The sequence below is a fragment of the Cystobacter fuscus genome, assembly GCF_044360685.1.
GTDB lineage: Bacteria > Myxococcota > Myxococcia > Myxococcales > Myxococcaceae > Cystobacter > Cystobacter fuscus_C.
The window spans coordinates 10,891,822-10,908,823 of sequence record NZ_CP043491.1; the positions used below are offsets into that span (position 1 = coordinate 10,891,822).

Annotated in this window: 17 protein-coding genes; 7 read left to right on the forward strand and 10 right to left on the reverse strand. The window is 68.0% G+C overall.

Annotation, left to right across the window (positions count from 1 at the left end):
- Positions 1–610 precede the first annotated feature (610 nt).
- A complete protein-coding gene (locus tag F0U63_RS44530; RefSeq protein WP_395840770.1) occupies positions 611–2,362 on the forward strand; it encodes a helix-turn-helix domain-containing protein in 1,752 nt (583 codons plus the stop codon).
- Positions 2,363–2,408: 46 nt separating this feature from the next.
- Here the strand turns inward: F0U63_RS44530 and F0U63_RS44535 are convergent, their stop codons facing one another.
- Entirely contained in the window at positions 2,409–3,239 is an 831-nt protein-coding gene (locus F0U63_RS44535; RefSeq protein ID WP_395840772.1) for an urease accessory protein UreD, read from the reverse strand.
- A 119-nt stretch (positions 3,240–3,358) separates the two neighbouring features.
- On the opposite strand from F0U63_RS44535, the gene F0U63_RS44540 reads away from it, so the two are divergent.
- From F0U63_RS44540 to F0U63_RS44565, 6 genes are all read left to right on the forward strand, one after another.
- Positions 3,359–4,945, forward strand: coding sequence for an FGGY-family carbohydrate kinase (locus F0U63_RS44540; RefSeq protein ID WP_395840774.1), 1,587 nt, complete (start codon positions 3,359–3,361; stop codon positions 4,943–4,945).
- Between the two features lie 14 nt (positions 4,946–4,959).
- Positions 4,960–6,486: a pyridoxal phosphate-dependent decarboxylase family protein gene (locus tag F0U63_RS44545; protein ID WP_395840776.1), complete on the forward strand. Its 1,527-nt coding sequence runs from the start codon at positions 4,960–4,962 to the stop codon at positions 6,484–6,486.
- Positions 6,487–6,657: 171 nt separating this feature from the next.
- Positions 6,658–7,284, forward strand: a complete 627-nt coding sequence (locus F0U63_RS44550) for a DUF47 domain-containing protein (RefSeq protein ID WP_395840778.1) — start codon at positions 6,658–6,660, stop codon at positions 7,282–7,284.
- Position 7,285: 1 nt separating this feature from the next.
- Positions 7,286–8,311 (forward strand): anion permease, encoded by a 1,026-nt coding sequence (locus tag F0U63_RS44555; RefSeq protein ID WP_395840781.1) that lies wholly within the window; start codon positions 7,286–7,288, stop codon positions 8,309–8,311.
- Between the two features lie 138 nt (positions 8,312–8,449).
- Positions 8,450–9,046, forward strand: coding sequence for an MXAN_6521/LA_1396 family lipoprotein (locus F0U63_RS44560; protein ID WP_395840783.1), 597 nt, complete (start codon positions 8,450–8,452; stop codon positions 9,044–9,046).
- 2 nt (positions 9,047–9,048) lie between these two features.
- A complete protein-coding gene (locus F0U63_RS44565) occupies positions 9,049–9,549 on the forward strand; it encodes an MgtC/SapB family protein (RefSeq protein ID WP_395840786.1) in 501 nt (166 codons plus the stop codon).
- 18 nt (positions 9,550–9,567) lie between these two features.
- Here the strand turns inward: F0U63_RS44565 and F0U63_RS44570 are convergent, their stop codons facing one another.
- The 9 genes from F0U63_RS44570 to hprK all read right to left on the reverse strand — a co-directional run bounded on the left by F0U63_RS44570 (position 9,568) and on the right by hprK (position 16,915).
- Positions 9,568–10,248 (reverse strand): hypothetical protein, encoded by a 681-nt coding sequence (locus F0U63_RS44570; RefSeq protein ID WP_395840789.1) that lies wholly within the window; start codon positions 10,246–10,248, stop codon positions 9,568–9,570.
- A 6-nt stretch (positions 10,249–10,254) separates the two neighbouring features.
- Positions 10,255–12,018, reverse strand: coding sequence for a phosphoenolpyruvate--protein phosphotransferase (gene ptsP, locus F0U63_RS44575; protein WP_395840791.1), 1,764 nt, complete (start codon positions 12,016–12,018; stop codon positions 10,255–10,257).
- A 45-nt stretch (positions 12,019–12,063) separates the two neighbouring features.
- Complete coding sequence (locus F0U63_RS44580) at positions 12,064–12,342, reverse strand: HPr family phosphocarrier protein (protein ID WP_395840794.1); 279 nt, start codon at positions 12,340–12,342, stop codon at positions 12,064–12,066.
- A 38-nt stretch (positions 12,343–12,380) separates the two neighbouring features.
- On the reverse strand, positions 12,381–13,148 hold the full coding sequence (locus tag F0U63_RS44585; protein ID WP_395840796.1) for a PTS system mannose/fructose/sorbose family transporter subunit IID: 768 nt from the start codon (positions 13,146–13,148) through the stop codon (positions 12,381–12,383).
- Positions 13,145–13,861 carry a PTS sugar transporter subunit IIC gene (locus F0U63_RS44590; protein WP_395840799.1) on the reverse strand — a complete coding sequence of 239 codons (717 nt, stop codon included), beginning with the start codon at positions 13,859–13,861 and terminating at the stop codon, positions 13,145–13,147. The genes F0U63_RS44585 and F0U63_RS44590 overlap by 4 nt, the downstream gene beginning before the upstream one ends.
- Before the next feature lie 4 nt (positions 13,862–13,865).
- Positions 13,866–14,351, reverse strand: coding sequence for a PTS system mannose/fructose/N-acetylgalactosamine-transporter subunit IIB (locus F0U63_RS44595; protein WP_395840802.1), 486 nt, complete (start codon positions 14,349–14,351; stop codon positions 13,866–13,868).
- 33 nt (positions 14,352–14,384) lie between these two features.
- On the reverse strand, positions 14,385–14,831 hold the full coding sequence (locus F0U63_RS44600; protein ID WP_095991021.1) for a PTS sugar transporter subunit IIA: 447 nt from the start codon (positions 14,829–14,831) through the stop codon (positions 14,385–14,387).
- Between the two features lie 258 nt (positions 14,832–15,089).
- On the reverse strand, positions 15,090–15,953 hold the full coding sequence (gene rapZ, locus F0U63_RS44605; RefSeq protein ID WP_395840804.1) for an RNase adapter RapZ: 864 nt from the start codon (positions 15,951–15,953) through the stop codon (positions 15,090–15,092).
- On the reverse strand, positions 15,950–16,915 hold the full coding sequence (hprK, locus tag F0U63_RS44610) for an HPr(Ser) kinase/phosphatase (RefSeq protein WP_395840806.1): 966 nt from the start codon (positions 16,913–16,915) through the stop codon (positions 15,950–15,952). The genes rapZ and hprK overlap by 4 nt, the downstream gene beginning before the upstream one ends.
- Positions 16,916–17,002 lie beyond the last annotated feature (87 nt).

A 17,002-nucleotide genomic window follows, 5' to 3' on the forward strand; every position in this document is an offset into this window, starting at 1 on the left:
CTCCCAGGAGCGAGGGAAGAAAGCCCAACCACTCCCGCGTCCGCTGGAGCAGGGTCTCCGCTCTCTTTCACCGCATGGGCGGACAAGCAGAGGGAATGTCAACGCAGTGAAAACGGTAAGCCCATGGGCTGGCGCTTACCAAAGCCCCTATGCTGATTTCTCTCCGAGGAAGGAGGACAACGACCTCTCGGCATTAGAGCCGTGGAGAGCGTCAATGTCATACCGTCCAAAGGTACGTGACCTCGTTCATGCATTGAGAGGCATAGGGTGCCGCGCAGCCCCACCACGGGGCGGTTCCCATCAAAAATGGACCACCCCAGGAGGCGCGTCCTTTTCAGTGGTGATCGACCGGCCGGGTTCCGAAGTCACCCGCCTGGTCCTGGCGAACATCCGGCGTGTGCTGCGCACAGAAGGACTCTCCCTGCACATGGGTCACAAATGACCCATGACTCACCGGGCACTTACCGGATTCACTTCGCTGCGCCAGGGGCGGCGGGCCTCTAACCTTGGAATGAAGGACAAGGGCGGGAGAGCACCAGAGATGGCACGCAAACCCTCGAGAAGACAGTGGAACGGCCCGTTGCCCACGACTGGGGAGCTCGTGGGCAGCTTGGCGGGCATCATCGGCTGGAAGCCCCACAGGGCCGCAGGTGAATCGACATGGAGAAAGTTCATTCACGGCAAGCGCATCCATCAGGACACACGGAAAGACATCCTGGGTGAAATCGCGGCAGACCTCACCCCGCAGTTGACCGAGGAAGAACGCACTGTCGAGGGCCAGGTCATTCCACTGGAGGTCATCAAGGACCAACTCCACGAAGTGCTCGTCCTCCACTCGAATTGGTGGGATGGGCTGTGTGAACGGCTTCAATCCGCCATTCCGGTAGAATCCACAGACATCATCAACATGGCGGTGCTCCGACTCGCCGTCGTCGAAGTCGCGATCCGTGCCAGTGCCCTCTTCCTACTCGTTGATTACCGCGTGGATTCCTCAGCCCAGCAGGAAACCGCGCGCATCGATGTACAGAAATTCCTGCTCCCCATGATTCTGCGGCAGGCGCTCAAACGAGCGGGAATCACGCGTCAGCAACTGGCGGAAGAACTGGGTGTGACCAAGGAGGCAGTGGACCAATGGCTCGCGCGGGATGCGCTCGTCGCGGTCGAGCGGCTCGATGAGATCGCCGAGATGCTCTCCGCTGGGATGGGCCAGGATCCCGATTTTCTCAGGAGAATCCTCCGGCTGGCGCGCGGATGGACGCAACTGTTCAGGGGCGTAAGTGCTCGGGTGGACTCCGAGGAGCCCAATCACATGGTCAACGCCCTGACAGGAATGATTCAATCCGCGCTCGTCTCCTTGAAAGAGCAGGTGGCCCCGCTCGGAACACTGGAGCGGATGTCTGTCCTGACGCACCTCCTGCTTCTGGGCTCGGACTTGCCTCCAGGACCTGAACTCCGGCGCGCCATGCTCGCACGAGAGGCAGGTGATGACTGGAAGGGCGTCATTTCCACGCCCATGCATGAATGGGAGGCATTCCTGACCAATGCACTGTCCATCGAGAAACATGCGCTTGACATGAAGCGAATCAGGAGCGTGAAGGGATTCACCTTTCTGTGGGCGGACGAGGAGCGCACCCGTCTGTCTCGAATGATCGGAGTCTTCGTGTCCCCCGAGAAGTTGCGCTCCTTCCTGGGCCCTGACTTCAAGGGGACTCCCGAGCAGCTCCTCGCTCTGATGGGACGGTTTCTCAACTACTACCGTTCGGAGGAATACAATCACTCCGAAGTAGAAAGACCCGAGGCCTGGCGGATGTCGATGGAAATCGCCGAATCCAGTCAACTCCATATCCGCTCCGCGCGAAACGATCACGAACGGATGCGTTGGGAGGTCTTGATCTGGTTCGGTTATGCACAGGGAATTGCCCTACTCACGAAAGAATGGCAGGAAATCGACGCTCGGGACGACACGCTAGAGATGTTGACCTGGTTGAAGCGCATTCCAGAAGTGAGGCGCTCGATTCCGCCTCTCCCCGAGAAGGTGGACCCTGTACTCCAAGGAACCCTGGCCCTCTTGCGCGCTCAGTTGAGCCAACTCGAGAACCTGGAATCGATAAGCGAGTTCCTCGAAGGGAAGTTGGAGCAAGAGGAGTTGGACAGGGCACTTGCGGCCTTGCAGAACCGGCTCGCACAGAAGGAACAAGCAGGGCGAGAACCCGACTCCCATGCTCAGGAGGAAGCCACCCGTCTCAAGGCCCTCTCCACGACCCTTGGGGAAAAAATGAAGGACGTGGTCGCGAGAAGCCGCACGAAACGCGCCGAAATGGAGTCGCTGCTCAGACAGCTCCGAGGTTTCTCACTCTCGTGAGCGGCGACAGCCTCGCGAAAGGCCGGGCTCTATTTTCAGGCGTCCCTCAGGCCCGGCGCGCCCAGGGGTCATCTCCCAGGAGCGAGGGAAGAAAGCCCAACCACTCCCGCGTCTGCTGAAGCAGGGTCTCCGCCGAGGTGGCCGCCGCCTGGAGGATGAGGCCCTCGGGCCCCAGGGGACTGGTGGAGCAGATGAGCCCGGCGCGGGGGATGACGGGCAGGGCGCCCACCCGGGCGGCGAGCGCCTCGCGGGCGGCGGCGAGCGCGGGACCGATGAGCAACACCGTCCCGAGCGCGTCGAACCGGCCAAGCCGCTCGGGCAGGTGGCCGTGGCGGGGCGCGAGCAACCACCGCTCGTCGAGCAACGCACGGCCCCCTTGGTGGACACTGAGCGAGGAGGAGAAGGAGGCGCACGCCCAGCGCTCGCCATTGGCGCTGCGTCCGGCGTTGACCAGGTCCATCAACACAAGCGAGGCGCCCGGCGCGAGCTGGATGTCCTGGCGCTGCGTATAGCAGGCGTCCGTGAAGCACACGGTGGGATCGGGCACCAGCGCCAACAGACCGCCCTCCCTCACCCGGGCATCCAGCTCGTTGCGGCAGCCGCGCGGTGAGCGGTAGACGCGGGTGAAGCCCTGGCTCGACAGGAGCGCCGAGGCCCCGGGGGCGACTTCGAGGTCCACGTGGAGGTGATCACCGTCCACGAGCCCTCCGCCGAGCGAGCTGGTGTAGACCCAGGCGGCGTGCCCGTGGTTGCGCGGCGTGAGCAGGCGCAGCGGGCTGTGCGCGAGCGCGGTACGCACCACGGTGCGAGGACCCACCCGCTCGAAGGCGAGCCGCGCGCTCCCCTCTCGCCGGGAACGGGTGGGGGAAGGTGCCATGTGCTCGGGCCGCATCACGAGTCCGTACATACCCCAGCCAGCCATCGCTTTCCGATAAGCAACGCTCGCGTGAAGATCTCCCTGGCCTCGGACGGGTCCCCTTTCGTTACACTGCCCGTGTGAGCTCCTCCGGTAACGCCTCCATCCTGGCCATCGATCTCGGGACCTCGGCCGTGAAGCTGGCCGCCGTCACCCTGCGCGGAAACATCCTCGGGGGCACCGAGGAATCCATCGACCTCCAACTCCTCCCCGACGGCGGCGCCGAACAGGATCCTGAATCCTGGTGGGCCGCCATCATCCGCGGCACGCGGCGCCTGCTGGAGTCGGGCACCGTCCCGGCCGCCGACATCGTCGCCGTCAACGTCAGCTCCCAGTGGTCCGGCACCGTCGCCGTCGACGCCCACGGCAAGCCCCTGCGCCCCGCGCTGCTCTGGATGGACTCGCGCGGACGCGAGCACGTGCGGCGCGCCGCCCAGGGGTTGGTGTCCGTCGAGGGTTATAGTCTGCGCAAGGCCCTCACCTGGCTGCACATCTGTGGCGGCGCGCCCACCCTCTCCGGCAAGGATCCGGTCGGCCACATCCTGTACCTCCAGAACGAGCACCCCGCGATCTACCGCGACACCTACAAGTTCCTCGAGCCCAAGGACTGGCTCAACCAGCGCCTGAGCGGCCGCATGGTGTCCTCCCATGACTCCATCACCCTGCACTGGGTGACGGACAACCGCGACCTGGCGCGCATCGACTACGACAACAGCCTGCTGCGCATGACGGGCCTGTCGCGCGAGAAGCTGCCCGACCTCGTCCCCGCCGCCACGGTGCTCGGGCCGCTCCAACCCGAGGCCGCCCGCGCCCTGGGTCTGAGCGACTCGGTGCAGGTCATCTCCGGCGCCCCGGACATCCTCGCGGCCGCGGTGGGCTCGGGCGCCGTGCGCAACCACGAGGCCCACCTGTGCATCGGCACCTCCTCCTGGGTGAGCTGCCACGTGCCCACCAAGAAGACCGACATCTTCCACCAGCTGGGCAGCATCCCCTCGGCGCTCCCGGGCCGCTACCTGCTCACCAACGAGCAGGAGTCCGCCGGCATCTGCCTGTCCTACCTCAAGGACCACATCCTCTTCGGCCCCGAGAGCGCCCCCCAGGACTCCGCCGAGCGCTACGCGATGCTCGTGAGCGAGGCCGAGCGCATCCCCCCCGGGAGTGATCAGCTCATCTTCCTGCCCTGGCTCAACGGCGAGCGCAGCCCGGTGGATGACTCCACGCTGCGCGGCGGTTTCTTCAACCAATCCCTCAAGACGACCCGGGGACACTTCGTGCGCGCCGTGATGGAAGGTGTGGCCTACAACTCGCGCTGGCTCTTCTCCTACGTGGAGAAGGCCGCCGGCCACACCCTCAATCCCGTGCGCATCATCGGGGGCGGCGCCCGCTCGCGGCTGTGGTGTCAGATCCACGCGGACGTGCTCGGCCGGACCATCCAGCAAGTGGACGAGCCCGTGCTCGCCAACACCCGGGGAGCGGCCTTCCAGGCGGCGGTGGCGCTCGGGCGGCTGAGCGTGGACGAAATCCCCTCGCTGGTGCCCATCGCGAATACCTTCGAGCCGGACCCGCGCAACCGGGCCATCTATGACGAGCTGTTCGACGAATTCCTGAACATCTACAAGAACAACAAGGCCATCTTCGCGCGCCTCAACCGCAAGCGCAGCGCGTGACCCGAGGACACCCCATGGAACTGCCCGAGCTTGGAAACCGCTTCCTGAAGCACGTCCCGCCCCGATGGATCTCCGTGGCGGAGCGCTACCTGCAACGCGTCCCCATGGTGCGCGAGCGGCTCGCGAAGGAGACCGACGCGATGCTCGCCGAGATGGAAGGGGACCTGAAGCCCTACCGCAACCAGGTGCCCACCCACACCCGGCTTCCCGAGCAGGGCCGCCCCCGCGAGGAGGTGCTGCGCGAGATGGAGCAGATGAACGCCCGGGAGCAGGACCGCTGGAAGGAGGGCTACGTGTCGGGGGCCGTCTACCACGGCGACTCCGAGCACATCGACTTCCTCAACCGCGTGTATGCCCTCAACTCGCAGAGCAACCCGCTGCACGCGGACCTGTGGCCGAGCGCCACCAAGTTCGAGGCCGAGGTGGTGGCCATGACGGCCCACCTGCTCGGCGCCGCCGAGGCCAACGCGGGCCGGGCCCCCGACGAGCACATCTGCGGCTCGCTGTCCTCGGGCGGCACGGAGAGCATCATGCTCGCCACGAAGACGTACCGGGACTACGCGCGCGCCGAGCGGGGCATCGAGCACCCGGAGATGGTGGCGCCCGCGAGCGCGCACCCCGCCTTCGACAAGGCGGCGCACTACTTCGGCGTGCGGATGATCCGCGTGCCCGTGGCAGCGGACTACCGCGCCGACGTGCAGGCCACGCGCAAGGCGCTCTCGCGCAACACCGTCATGGTCATCGGCTCGGCGCCGTCGTTCCCTCACGGGGTCATCGATCCCATCGAGGAGCTGTCGGAGCTGGCGCGCGAGCGGGGCATCGGCTTCCACACCGACGCGTGTCTGGGCGGCTTCGTGCTGCCGTGGGCGCGCGAGCTGGGCTACCCCGTGCCGGGCTTCGACTTCCGCCTGCCGGGGGTGACGTCCATCTCCGCGGACACGCACAAGTTCGGCTACGCGGCCAAGGGCACGTCCGTGGTGCTCTACCGGGGCACCGCGTTGCGCTCGCACCAGTACTTCACCTCCACCGAGTGGCCCGGCGGCATCTACTTCTCACCCACCTTCTCCGGCAGCCGTCCGGGGGCGCTCATCGCGGCGGCCTGGGCCTCGCTCGTGTCCACGGGCGACGCGGGCTACCGCGAGGCCACCCGGCGCATCCTGGAGACCGCGGACGCCATCAAGCGCGGCATCCGCGCCATCCCCGGCCTCCACGTGCTCGGCGAGCCGCTCTTCGTCATCGCCTTCGGCTCGGACAGCCTGAACATCTATCAGGTGATGGAACGGCTGAGCGCCAAGGGCTGGAACCTCAACGGCCTGCACAAGCCACCCGCGGTGCACCTGTGTGTGACCCAGCGCCACACCCAGCCCGGCGTGGCCGAGCGCTTCCTCGCGGATCTGCGCGCCGCCGTGGAGGAGGTCCGCGCGAATCCCAATGAAAAGGGGACGATGGCGCCCGTGTACGGCATGGCCGGCACCGTGCCCTTCCGGGGGCTCGTGAGCGACCTGCTCAAGAAATACATGGATCTCATCTACAAGGTCTGATCGCCGCCCCCCCGCTTGGAAACAAGGAAACAAAGCGACACGAGCCGGACATGAGGGGTGCATACACCCCTCGCATCTTCGTGTTGGCGCTCGCCTCCAGGTGAGGTAGTGACGCCCCCGTGACGGACGGGGTCCCCCGGTTGGGACGAGGTCCGGCCCAGGAGAAGCACGATGCTCGAGAAGCTGATGCCCAAGTCGGACGAGTTCTTCGACGACTTCGACGCGCAGTGCGCCGTCACCGTGGAGGGCGCGCGCATGCTGCACGCCCTGCTGAGCGACTACCGGGACGTGGATGCCCGGGTGCAGGCCCTCAAGGACGTGGAGCACCGGGGTGACGAGGTCACCCACGCCGCCTTCAACCGGCTGCACCAGCAGTTCATCACCCCGTTCGATCGCGGGCAGATCCACTCGCTGCTCTCGCGCATCGACGACGTGTTGGACCTGACGAACGCGGCGGCGGCGCGGCTGCAGTACTACGAAATCCAGTCGAGCCTGCCGGACGCCACCGAGCTGGCGCGGCTGCTCGTGCTGTGCACGGAGAAGGTGCGCGAGGTGGTGGCGGCGCTGCGGCTCATCAAGCAGCCGGATCAGATCCTCGCGGGCGTCAAGGACATCAAGAAGCTGGAGTCCCAGGCGGACGAGGCCCTGCGCGCGGGCCTGGGGCGGCTGTTCAAGAGCGGCGTGGATCCCCTCACGGTCATCAAGTGGAAGGAGATCTACGATCTCATCGAGATGGCCACGGACAAGTGCCAGGACGTGGGCAACGTCATCGAGGGCGTGGTCCTGGAGCACTCCTGAGATGTTGCTCACCGCCGTCGTCCTCATTGTCGCGGTCGCGCTCGTCTTCGACTTCATCAACGGCTTTCACGACGCGGCCAACTCCATCGCCACCGTGGTGGGCACCCGGGTGCTCTCGCCCAACCTGGCCGTGGCCTGGGCGGCCTTCTTCAACTTCGTCGCCGCGTTTGGCGGAGGGGTGAAGGTGGCCAACACCATGGGCAAGGGCATCATCAACTTCGACATGCTGCGCGCCGAGGGCTCCGAGGCCGTGCTGCTCGTCATCTTTTCCTCGCTCATGGGCGCCATCGCCTGGAACCTGCTGACGTGGTGGTGGGGACTGCCGTCGTCCTCGTCGCACGCGCTGGCGGGCGGGATGATTGGCGCCACGCTGCCGGTGCTCGGCTACCAGGGGCTGGTGGGCGCGGGCATCGCGAAGATCGCCGGCTTCATCGTGCTCTCGCCGCTCATCGGCATGGTGCTCGGCACGGCGATGATGCTGGTGAGCACGTGGACGGTGCACAAGCAGACGCCGCTCAAGGTGGACACGTGGTTCCGGCGGCTGCAGCTCGTGTCGTCGGCCATCTTCTCCTTCAGCCACGGCACCAACGACGCGCAGAAGGTGATGGGCATCATCGCCGTGGTGCTCTTCGGCACCATCTGGAAGGACCGGCCCTTCCACATCGACTGGTGGATGATCATCTCGTGCCATGCGGCGATCGCCATGGGCACGTTCTTCGGCGGCTGGCGCATCGTGAAGACGATGGGCCACAGCCTCACCAAGCTCGCGCCCATCGGCGGCTTCGCGGCGGAGACGGGCGGTGGCGTCACCATCATCGCCCTGGCCAAGCTGGGCATCCCCGTGTCCACCACCCACACCATCACCGGCGCCATCGTGGGCGTGGGCTCCACCCGGGGCTGGCGCGCGGTGAAGTGGGGCGTGGCCGGCCGCATCATCTGGGCGTGGGTGTTCACCATTCCCGCCTCGGCGCTCATGGCCGTCATCGTCTACGCGGTGTCCAAGGGCCTACTGCTCGTGGTGCGCTGAGGCGCCTTCTGTCTTCCACTCGGCCTCCGGGTGGAAACCCCCTCCCATTCCCTCCGCCCCTTCAAGGGGCGTGAGGTAGAACCCGGGCGCCTTCCGTTCCCACTGGAGGGAACGGAACCTGGGAGAGGGAAACCGACGATGAACCGACTCGTGCTGGTGCTGGGACTCGCGCTGCTCGCTGGCTGCGCCACCGTGAAGAGCAGCCGTGTCCGCCCGGACTACGAGACCACGGACAAGACGCGCGTGAAGCGGCTCGCCGTGGTCGTCCAGCCCATGCCGGACAACCGGCAGCAGCTCGGCGATTTGTGGAGCCTCATCGCCCGCCGCCACGTCAACCAGAACCGGCTCTTCCTCGTGAAGGCCAACTTCGCCCGCTCGGGCACCCCCGAGGACACCACCTTCAAGGACTTGTGCGTCGAGGGCATCGAGGGCGTGCTCTGGCTGGTGCCCGAGGGCGTGAAGCTCGTGGGCAAGGGCGTGGAGGCCGGGGTGAAGGCCCAGTTGGTGCGCTGCTCGGACGGGGGGGAGATCTGGGCCGCCGAGGCCGCCGGAAGCTGGAACTCCGAGGACAAGCGCTACGCGGCCCTCACCGAGCAGTACACGGGCGAGCTGGGCGAAGAGGCCGGCCCCTATGTCGCGCCCTCCTTCCGCCTGCTCAGCGCCACGCTCGACACCCTGCCCAATCCCGTCCTGAACGACGAGGACACGAACGAGAAGATCGAACTCGGGGAGTAGGAGTGGGACTCGACGAGACCGCGATCGTCCTGCGGCTGCTGCTCGCCTTCGGACTGGGCGCCACGCTCGGTCTGGAGCGCGAGCTGCGCGGGCACCAGGCCGGGCTGCGCACCCACATCCTGGTGTGCCTGGGAGCGTGTCTGTTCACCCTGTGCAGCCTCTTCGTGGCCCTGCCGCTCGTGAGCGACACCACCCACGAGGCGCGCGCCGACATCAGCCGCATCGCCAGTCAGATCGTCGTGGGCATCGGCTTCCTCGGTGGCGGGGCCATCATCCGCCACGAGACGCAGATCAAGGGCCTCACCACCGCGGCCAACCTGTGGCTGACCGCCTCCGTGGGGCTCGCCTGTGGGCTGGGCTTCAACCTGGCCGCCGGCACCGCCGTGGCGCTCGCGCTCATCGCGCTCGTGGGCCTGCGCTTCGTCGAGGGCTACATCGTCCGCCTGCGCGCGAAGTACCGCCTGCCGTCCGAGGATGATCCCCCCAGCAACAAGCCGCCCTGAGCCTGGCGCCGCGGGCCGTCAGGGCCGGGGCCCGGGCGTGGGCAGGGCCCGGAAGGGCAACTGGTACGTGTCGACGAGGTGCCGCCGCATCCGCGTCCACGCCCCGGGAGCACCCTCGAAGACGTCCTTCCACAACGCCCGCTCCTCCTCGGTGAACAGCTCCGAGCCGAGGATCGCCTCCGGTCCTCCGTCGAGGCACTCGCGCACCTGGGCCGCGGAGAACAGGTCCAGGGCGTCCTCCTTCATCGACAGGAAGACCTCGTCGAACTCCATCCCCAGCTCGGTCCACTGGGCGAGGCAGTAGGCGAAGTAGCGCTTCTGGAGCACGCGCGCGGCCTCGAGCTCCGCGGGCGGGGGCGAGGTGCCCTCACGGCGGGCGATGAGCGCGAAGTGGTCCAGGAAGTCCGTCAGGCCCGTGGCCAGCACCCCGAGCACGAACATGCGCACCGGCGGGGCGTACTGCGACGCGAGGACGAGCCCATCCCTCACGAAGGAGGGCCGGAAGGACAGGCCGCGCAAGTCCGTGGCCGCGCGGGGATCCTTCTCCAGCAGGCGCAGGCGCTCCCCATAGGCCAGCGCGTCCGGATCCTCGGTGAAGGGCACCTCGAGCGCGTCGAGCTCCGCCTGGGTGGACGCACGCGCGGCGAGGCGGAAGACCTCCGCCACGTCCAGGATGACACGCCGTCCCCCACCCTCCATACCGGCTCACCCCTCCGAGGCGAAACGCTTGTCCATCTCCATGCGGATGAAGCGCTCGATCTCCTCCGCGGTGGTCAGCTCCATGGCCTGGTCCAGCAGCTTCTGCGCCTCCGCGCGGCTGGACTGGCGCAGGATGTTCTTCACGGTGGGAATCTGCCCGGCCGTCATGGACAGCTCGTCGAAGCCCAGCGCCAGCAGCACCAGCGCGTAGACGGAGTCGCCCGCCATCTCGCCGCACATGGCCACCGGAATCCGCGCGTCCCGGGCGGCCGACACGATGTTGCGCAGCGAGCGCAGCACCGACAGGTGCAAGGGCTTGTACAGGTAGGCCACGTCCCGGTTCTGCCGGTCGATGGCCATGGAGTACTGGATGAGATCGTTGGTGCCCACGGAGAAGAAGTCCGCCTCCTGGGCGAGCCGGTCGGCGATGAGCGCCGCGCTGGGCGTCTCCACCATGATGCCGATGGGGATGCGCTTGCCGAGCGGAACGCCCGCGCGCCCCAGCTCCGTGCGGCAGGCCTCCAGCTCGCTCCGGGCCTCGCGCAGCTCGCTCATGCCGCTGATGAGCGGGAACATGAGACGCATGTGGCCGTGCACGCTCGCGCGCAACAGGGCGCGCAGCTGCACCCGGAACAGCTCCCGGTTGGCCAGGCAGTAGCGGATGGCGCGCAGCCCCATGGCCGGGTTGGGCTCCTTCTCGTGCTTGCCCTTGCCCGGCACCTTGTCCCCGCCCAGGTCCAGCGTGCGGATGGTGACGGGCCGGCCCTCCATCGCCTCCAGCACCTGCCGGTACGCCCGGTACTGCTCCTCCTCGCTCGGGGCCTCCTTGCGGTCGAGGAACATGAACTCGGTGCGGTACAGGCCGATGCCCTCCGCGCCGTGGGACAAGAGCGCGGGCAGCTCCTCGGGGAACTCGATGTTGCCCACCAGCCGGATGCGGAAGCCGTCCGTGCTCTCGGCCGGCAGATCCTTGGCCGCCAGGGCCCGCGCCTCACTCTCCTGGTAGCGACGCATCGTCTCGTGGAATTGCGCGAGCTGGGCCTCGGTGGGATTGACCAGGAGGACGCCGCGCTGACCGTCGAGCGCCACCAGGTCGCCGGGGGAGATCTGCTCGCTGGCGCGCCCCGCGCCGAGCACCGCCGGGATGGAGCGGGCGCGCGCGACGATGGCCGTGTGGCTCGTCTGTCCGCCGAGGTCCGTGACGAAGCCGGCCACCTGCCCCGAGCGCGCGAGCAGCGCCGCGTCCGCCGGGGACAGGTCATGCGCCACCACCACCGCGTTCTCCGGCACCGCCACCTCCTCGTCCACCACCTGGCCGAGCAGGTTGCGCACCACGCGGTCCGCCACGTACTCCACGTCCGAGCGCCGCTCGCGGAAGTACTCGTCCGGGATGTTGTCGAAGAGGTGCTTGAGCTTGCGCGCCACCCGCCGCACCGCCCACTCGGCGTTGATGCGGTCCTCCACGATGAGCCGGTTCACCTCGTCCACGAACATGGGATCGTGGAGCATGAGCCGGTGCGCCTCGAGGATGAGGGCGTGCTCGGGCCCCTCCGAGTGGGCGATCTGCTCCTTGAGATCGGAGAGTTGCTGGTCGGACAGGTCCAGCGCCGTCTTCATCCGCATCCGCTCGGGGTCCACCTCGGCCTCGGCCAGACGCAGCTTGGGGGTGCGCACGCGCTTGCGATCGAGGATGTAGGCATGGCCCACCGCCACGCCCGGCGAGGCGCCGATGCCCTTGAGACTCAACGTGGGAGAAGCCTGGCTGCTCACGGTTCCTTCTTCATCCGCGGCCACTGTCCGCGGCACGGGGGGCGTTCACTGCGACTCGCCAAACCGGTTGGCGATGAGCTTCTGGATGTCCTGGAGGCACGCCGGGGCGTCCTCGCCTTTGCACGTCACCGTCACCTGCATGCCCTGCGCCGCCGCCAACATCAGCACGCCCATGATGGATTTGGCATTGGCCCGCTGCCCCTCGCACTCGAGCGACACGTCGCTCTTGTAGCGGTTGGCCACCTGGACCAGCTGCGCCGCGGCGCGCGCGTGCAACCCCAGGGCGTTGATGATCTCGAATGTCCCTTCGACCACGCTCGCCATTGCCCGTCCCTGTTCGCTCGATGTCTTGCTCGACGTTTCTACAAGAAAGCACCCGCCACGCAGGCCAATCCCGCGGCGAGGTACAGCACCACGTAGCCGGGGACCCGCCGGGCCACCAGGACGTAGGATACCGCCCCCAGGGCCAGACAGCCCATGGATAGCAACGGGGCGAAGCGCCCCCCGGCGTCGATGCCGAAGTCCACCGCCAGCCAGGCCGCCAGACCCCCGGCGCACGCCGCCCCCACCGACCGCAGCTTCGCCCCCCGGCCAGGCAGGTTGGCCCGGGCCACCGCCTCCACCAGCCGGTCCCCCATGGACAGGCCCAGCACGTACAGCCGGGCCCGCAGCCAGAAGTGCACCAGGTTGTAGAGCACGAGGAAGAGCACCGCCGCCCACGCCGCCAGCACCGGTACCAGTGCCGCGCACACCGCCCCGGTGGCGGGTTTGAGGGACAACCAGAAGAAGCCGTCCCCCAGCGCCGCCAGCGGGCCCATGAGCGCCGCCTTGAAGGCCACCACCTTGTCCGGCGTCTCCTCGCCCCGGGCGATGCGCTGCTCGTGGTGGAGCACGCCGCCCACGATGGCCGCCGCCACATAGGGGTGGGTGTTGAAGAACACGAGGTGCCGGCGCACCGCGGCCTCCAGGTCGCGCTGCTCCGGGTAGAGCCGCTGGAGCGCCGGGTAGACGGCGTAGGCCAGCCCCAGGTTCTGCATGCCCTGGGGATTCCAGGAGGCCTGCAGGAAGAGCGAGCGCACGAAGACCCGCAGCAACACCCACCAGGGCAGGGAGAGGGCCGGCGTGCTCACAGCCACTCCCGGAGCGCCAGCAGGGACGCGGTCAGGATGACGGCGCCCGCGCCCAGGCCCGCGTAGAAGGAGGCGCGCTTGGCATGGCTGCCCCGCGCGGCGATCGCCGCGGACACCGAGGCCATGGCGGGGTAGGCCCACGCGAGCCCCCGGAGCACACGCAGCGGCAGCTGCTCGAGCAGGGGCCCGAGCAGGAAACCCAGGAGGGCGCACGCGCTGGTCATCGCGCCGAAGAAGACGAAGTGCGGCCACATGCCCCAGAGGTTCTGCCGCATGGCGCGCGTGAGCTGGCCCGCCTCGGCCGAGGCGAGGGCCTTCTTGGCGAGCCGCGCCGAATAGCGCTCGAGGAAGCGATCCACCTCGCGGCCCAGGCGGCCCAGGCCCAGGAAGAGCAGGACGGAGAGCGACCAGATGGCCGGGGTGGAGCCGGCGCCCGTGGCGGCCGCCATGCACGCCGCCGACGCCGAGGCGCTCGTCGCCGACAGGGTGTCATGGTCCGGCAGCGAGGCGCCCAGGTTGGCCGAGCCCAGGTGGAAGAGCTCCAGCACCAGGCCCACGAAGAGCCCCGAGGGCACGTCATCGAGCAGCACGCCCATGGCGGTGGCCGCCACGAGGGGCCGGGAGAACATGGCCTGGAGGAAGGCCTTGCGCTCCACCGCGACGAGGCCGCCCCAGACGCCGGCGAGCGCCACCTGGGTCCAGCCCACGCTCACGGACTCACCCCGCCTTTCCCCAGCGCTCCACCAGTTCCGGCAGCTCCACGGGCTTCTCCGTGGGCACCGCGCGCGCCTCCACCCGCACGCCGTCGTGGCCCAGCCGCTGCAGCGTCTGCAGCTCCGACTCGGACAGGAACACGGAGGGGGACACCTGGCGCCGCCCGGTGCCGAAGTGCACGTTGCCCAGGTTGAGGTGCTCCAGCTTCAGCCCGTGCGTCTGGACGAAGGGCACCGCCGCCACGTCGCGCAACAACAGCAGCGTCTTGAGGGTGTCACGGGAGGCCCCCGCGAAGTCCACCTGCTGCAGGGGGAGGATCTGCACCTCGATGGCGCTCTGCACCGCCAGGGCCATCGCCGCGCGCACCAGCGGACTGGCGGCAGCCTCGTCATCCGCGACGATGACGCGCGAGACCTTCAAGTGCGGCAGCCAGGCCTCGACGACCTGTCCATGGATGAGGCGGTTGTCGACACGGACCAGGGAGATCACGGCAGTCTCGAATCGCCTACCCGGGGGGGGACGTCAAGTTCGCGGTACACTCTGCTGCTGACGTTGCTGCGCTTCACGCAACAGGGCCGACGCACAGGTGATGTTGCGCTGCCCATAGGATGCAAGCTGGGCGGCCATCTCCGCCAGCGGCATCTCCTCGGACCGGAGCGAGTTGGCCTTGAGGAGCATGGGCAGGTTCACCCCCGCCAGCACCTCCAGCCGACCCTGACACCGCTCCGAGCACATCATGAGCGATTCCTTACAAGGCGTACCGCCGAACAGGTCGGCCATGACGATGACGCCATCGCCCTGGTCCAGCTCCGTCACGGCCTGCCGCATCTTCGCCCGGAGATCCTCCAAAGAGGTTCCCGGCTCGATGTTGCAGGTCGCCACCGCGGGCAGCTTGCCCACGATCTGCTCCGCGGTCGTCACCAGTTCGTCCGCCAGACGTCCGTGCGATGCCACTACGAGGCCGACCATGTTCACCTCCACCAGCCCCCCGGGGCTGCCTGACTACGCCTGAACGGAACGACGCGCAACCCCCACCGAAAGTTTCGTTGCCGCCCAATCCCGACTCCACACCTGCTACCACCTTGTCACCCTTCCTTCAAACTAAGGTCGAACGACACGGCACGCCCGAAATTTCACTTTCGACGACGCCCCGCGTTGTCGTCTGGCAGACGAGGGGGCGAGCACCCGTCACGGGTGCCCCGTCCTGGGACGGCGAGGGTCTGCCGGCTACTCCTTCTCGATGTCACGGTGCCACACCTGCACGCGCGGATGGTCCCCGGAGAGGCGCAGGCGCAGCTCCTCGGCGATGGCCACCGAGCGGTGCTTCCCGCCGGTACAGCCGAGCGCCACGGTGAGGTACGCCTTGCCCTCCTTCTGGTAGCGCGGGAAGAGGAAGCGGCACAGGTCCACCACCTTGTCCACGAACTGCTGCGTTTCCTCACGATCGAGCACGTACGCCGACACGCGCGAGTCGCGGCCGGTGAGCCCCTTGAGCTCGGGGACGAAGTAGGGGTTGGGCAGGAAGCGCACGTCGAGCACCAGGTCCGCCTGGGGCGGCACGCCGTGGCGGAAGCCGAAGCTCATCACCGACAGCGAGGGGCTGGCGGGCTCGGGCGAGAAGCGCCCCTGCACCATGCGCTTCAAGTCATGGACGTTGAGCACCGACGAGTCGATGACCTGATCGGCCAGCTCGCGCAGATCCTTGAGCCGCTGGCGCTCGATGGCGATGCCCTCGGCCACGGTGCCCTGGGGCGCGAGCGGATGGCGGCGGCGCGTCTCGCTGAAGCGGCGGATGAGGCTGTCGTCGCTGGCGTCCAGGAAGAGCACCTCCACGTGGTGCCCCACCCGGCGCACCTCGTCGAGCACCCGCGGGGCCTCGTGCAGGAAGATGCCCTCGCGCGCGTCCACCACGAGCGCCAGGTGCTCGAACTGGCCCGCGCCGGCGAGCTCGGTGAGCTTGGGCAGCAGCAGCACCGGCAGGTTGTCGATGCAGAAGAAGCCCACGTCCTCCAGGGCCCGGATGGCGGTGGACTTGCCCGAGCCGGACATGCCCGAGATGACGACGATGTGCTTGGCCAGCGCGTTGCTCACTCGACTTCCTCCCGACGGGCGCGGCGCGTCGCACCCTCGGCGATGGCACGGTTGAGACGCTCGGCGAACTCGCGCGCCGAGTGGTGGCCCCGCTGCTTGAGAAGCTGATTGCGCGCCGCCACCTCGATGATGGTGGTCATGTTGCGGCCCGGGCGCACGGGCACCACCGAGAGCGGCACGTCCACGCCCACGATGCTCATGAACCTGTCCTCCACGCCCAGCCGGTCATATTCCTGGTGGGGATCCCACTCCTGCAGCTCGATGACCAGCTCGATCATCTTGCGCTCGCGCACCGCGGCCACGCCGAACAGGTCCTTGATGTTGATGATGCCCAGGCCGCGGATCTCCATGTGGTGGCGGATGACGGCGTTGCCCGTGCCATACACCACGCCCTGGCGCCGCCGCGTCACGTCCACGATGTCGTCCGCCACCAGCCGGTGGCCGCGCATCACCAGGTCCAGCGCGATCTCACTCTTGCCGATGCCGCTCTTGCCCAGCAGCAGCACGCCCACGCCGAACACGTCGATGAGCACCCCGTGCAGGCTGCTCGACTCGGTGAGCGACTCCTCCAGGAAGGCCTGCACCTGCTGGATGAAGGCGCTGGAGAGCAGGGGCGTGCACATGAGCGTCAGCCCCGCCTTCTCACACGCCTCCGCCAGGGCCGGCGGCGGCTCGATTCCCTTGGTCACCACCACGCACGCCAGCTCCTCCTGGAAGAGCGAGTCGAGCACCTCGCGCTGCCGCTCGAGGGTAAGTGTGCGCAGGTAGGAGACTTCCGTGTTGCCGAACACCTGGACCCGCTGGGGATGCAGGTGCTCGGTGAAACCGGTGAGGGCCAGTCCTGGCTTCTGGATGCGCGAGGAGTTGATGCGGCGCTGCAGGCCCCGCTCCCCCGCCACCAGGGTCAGCTGGAGGTCGTACTCGCGGTCTTCCAGCAATTGGGATACGCGGATGGAGTTCATCGGACCCAGGTGGAATATCACCCGGCGGCCCTTTTCGCGTGGCCAACCCTCATGCCGACCCCTCCCCCCCGACCCGAAGCCTCGTCC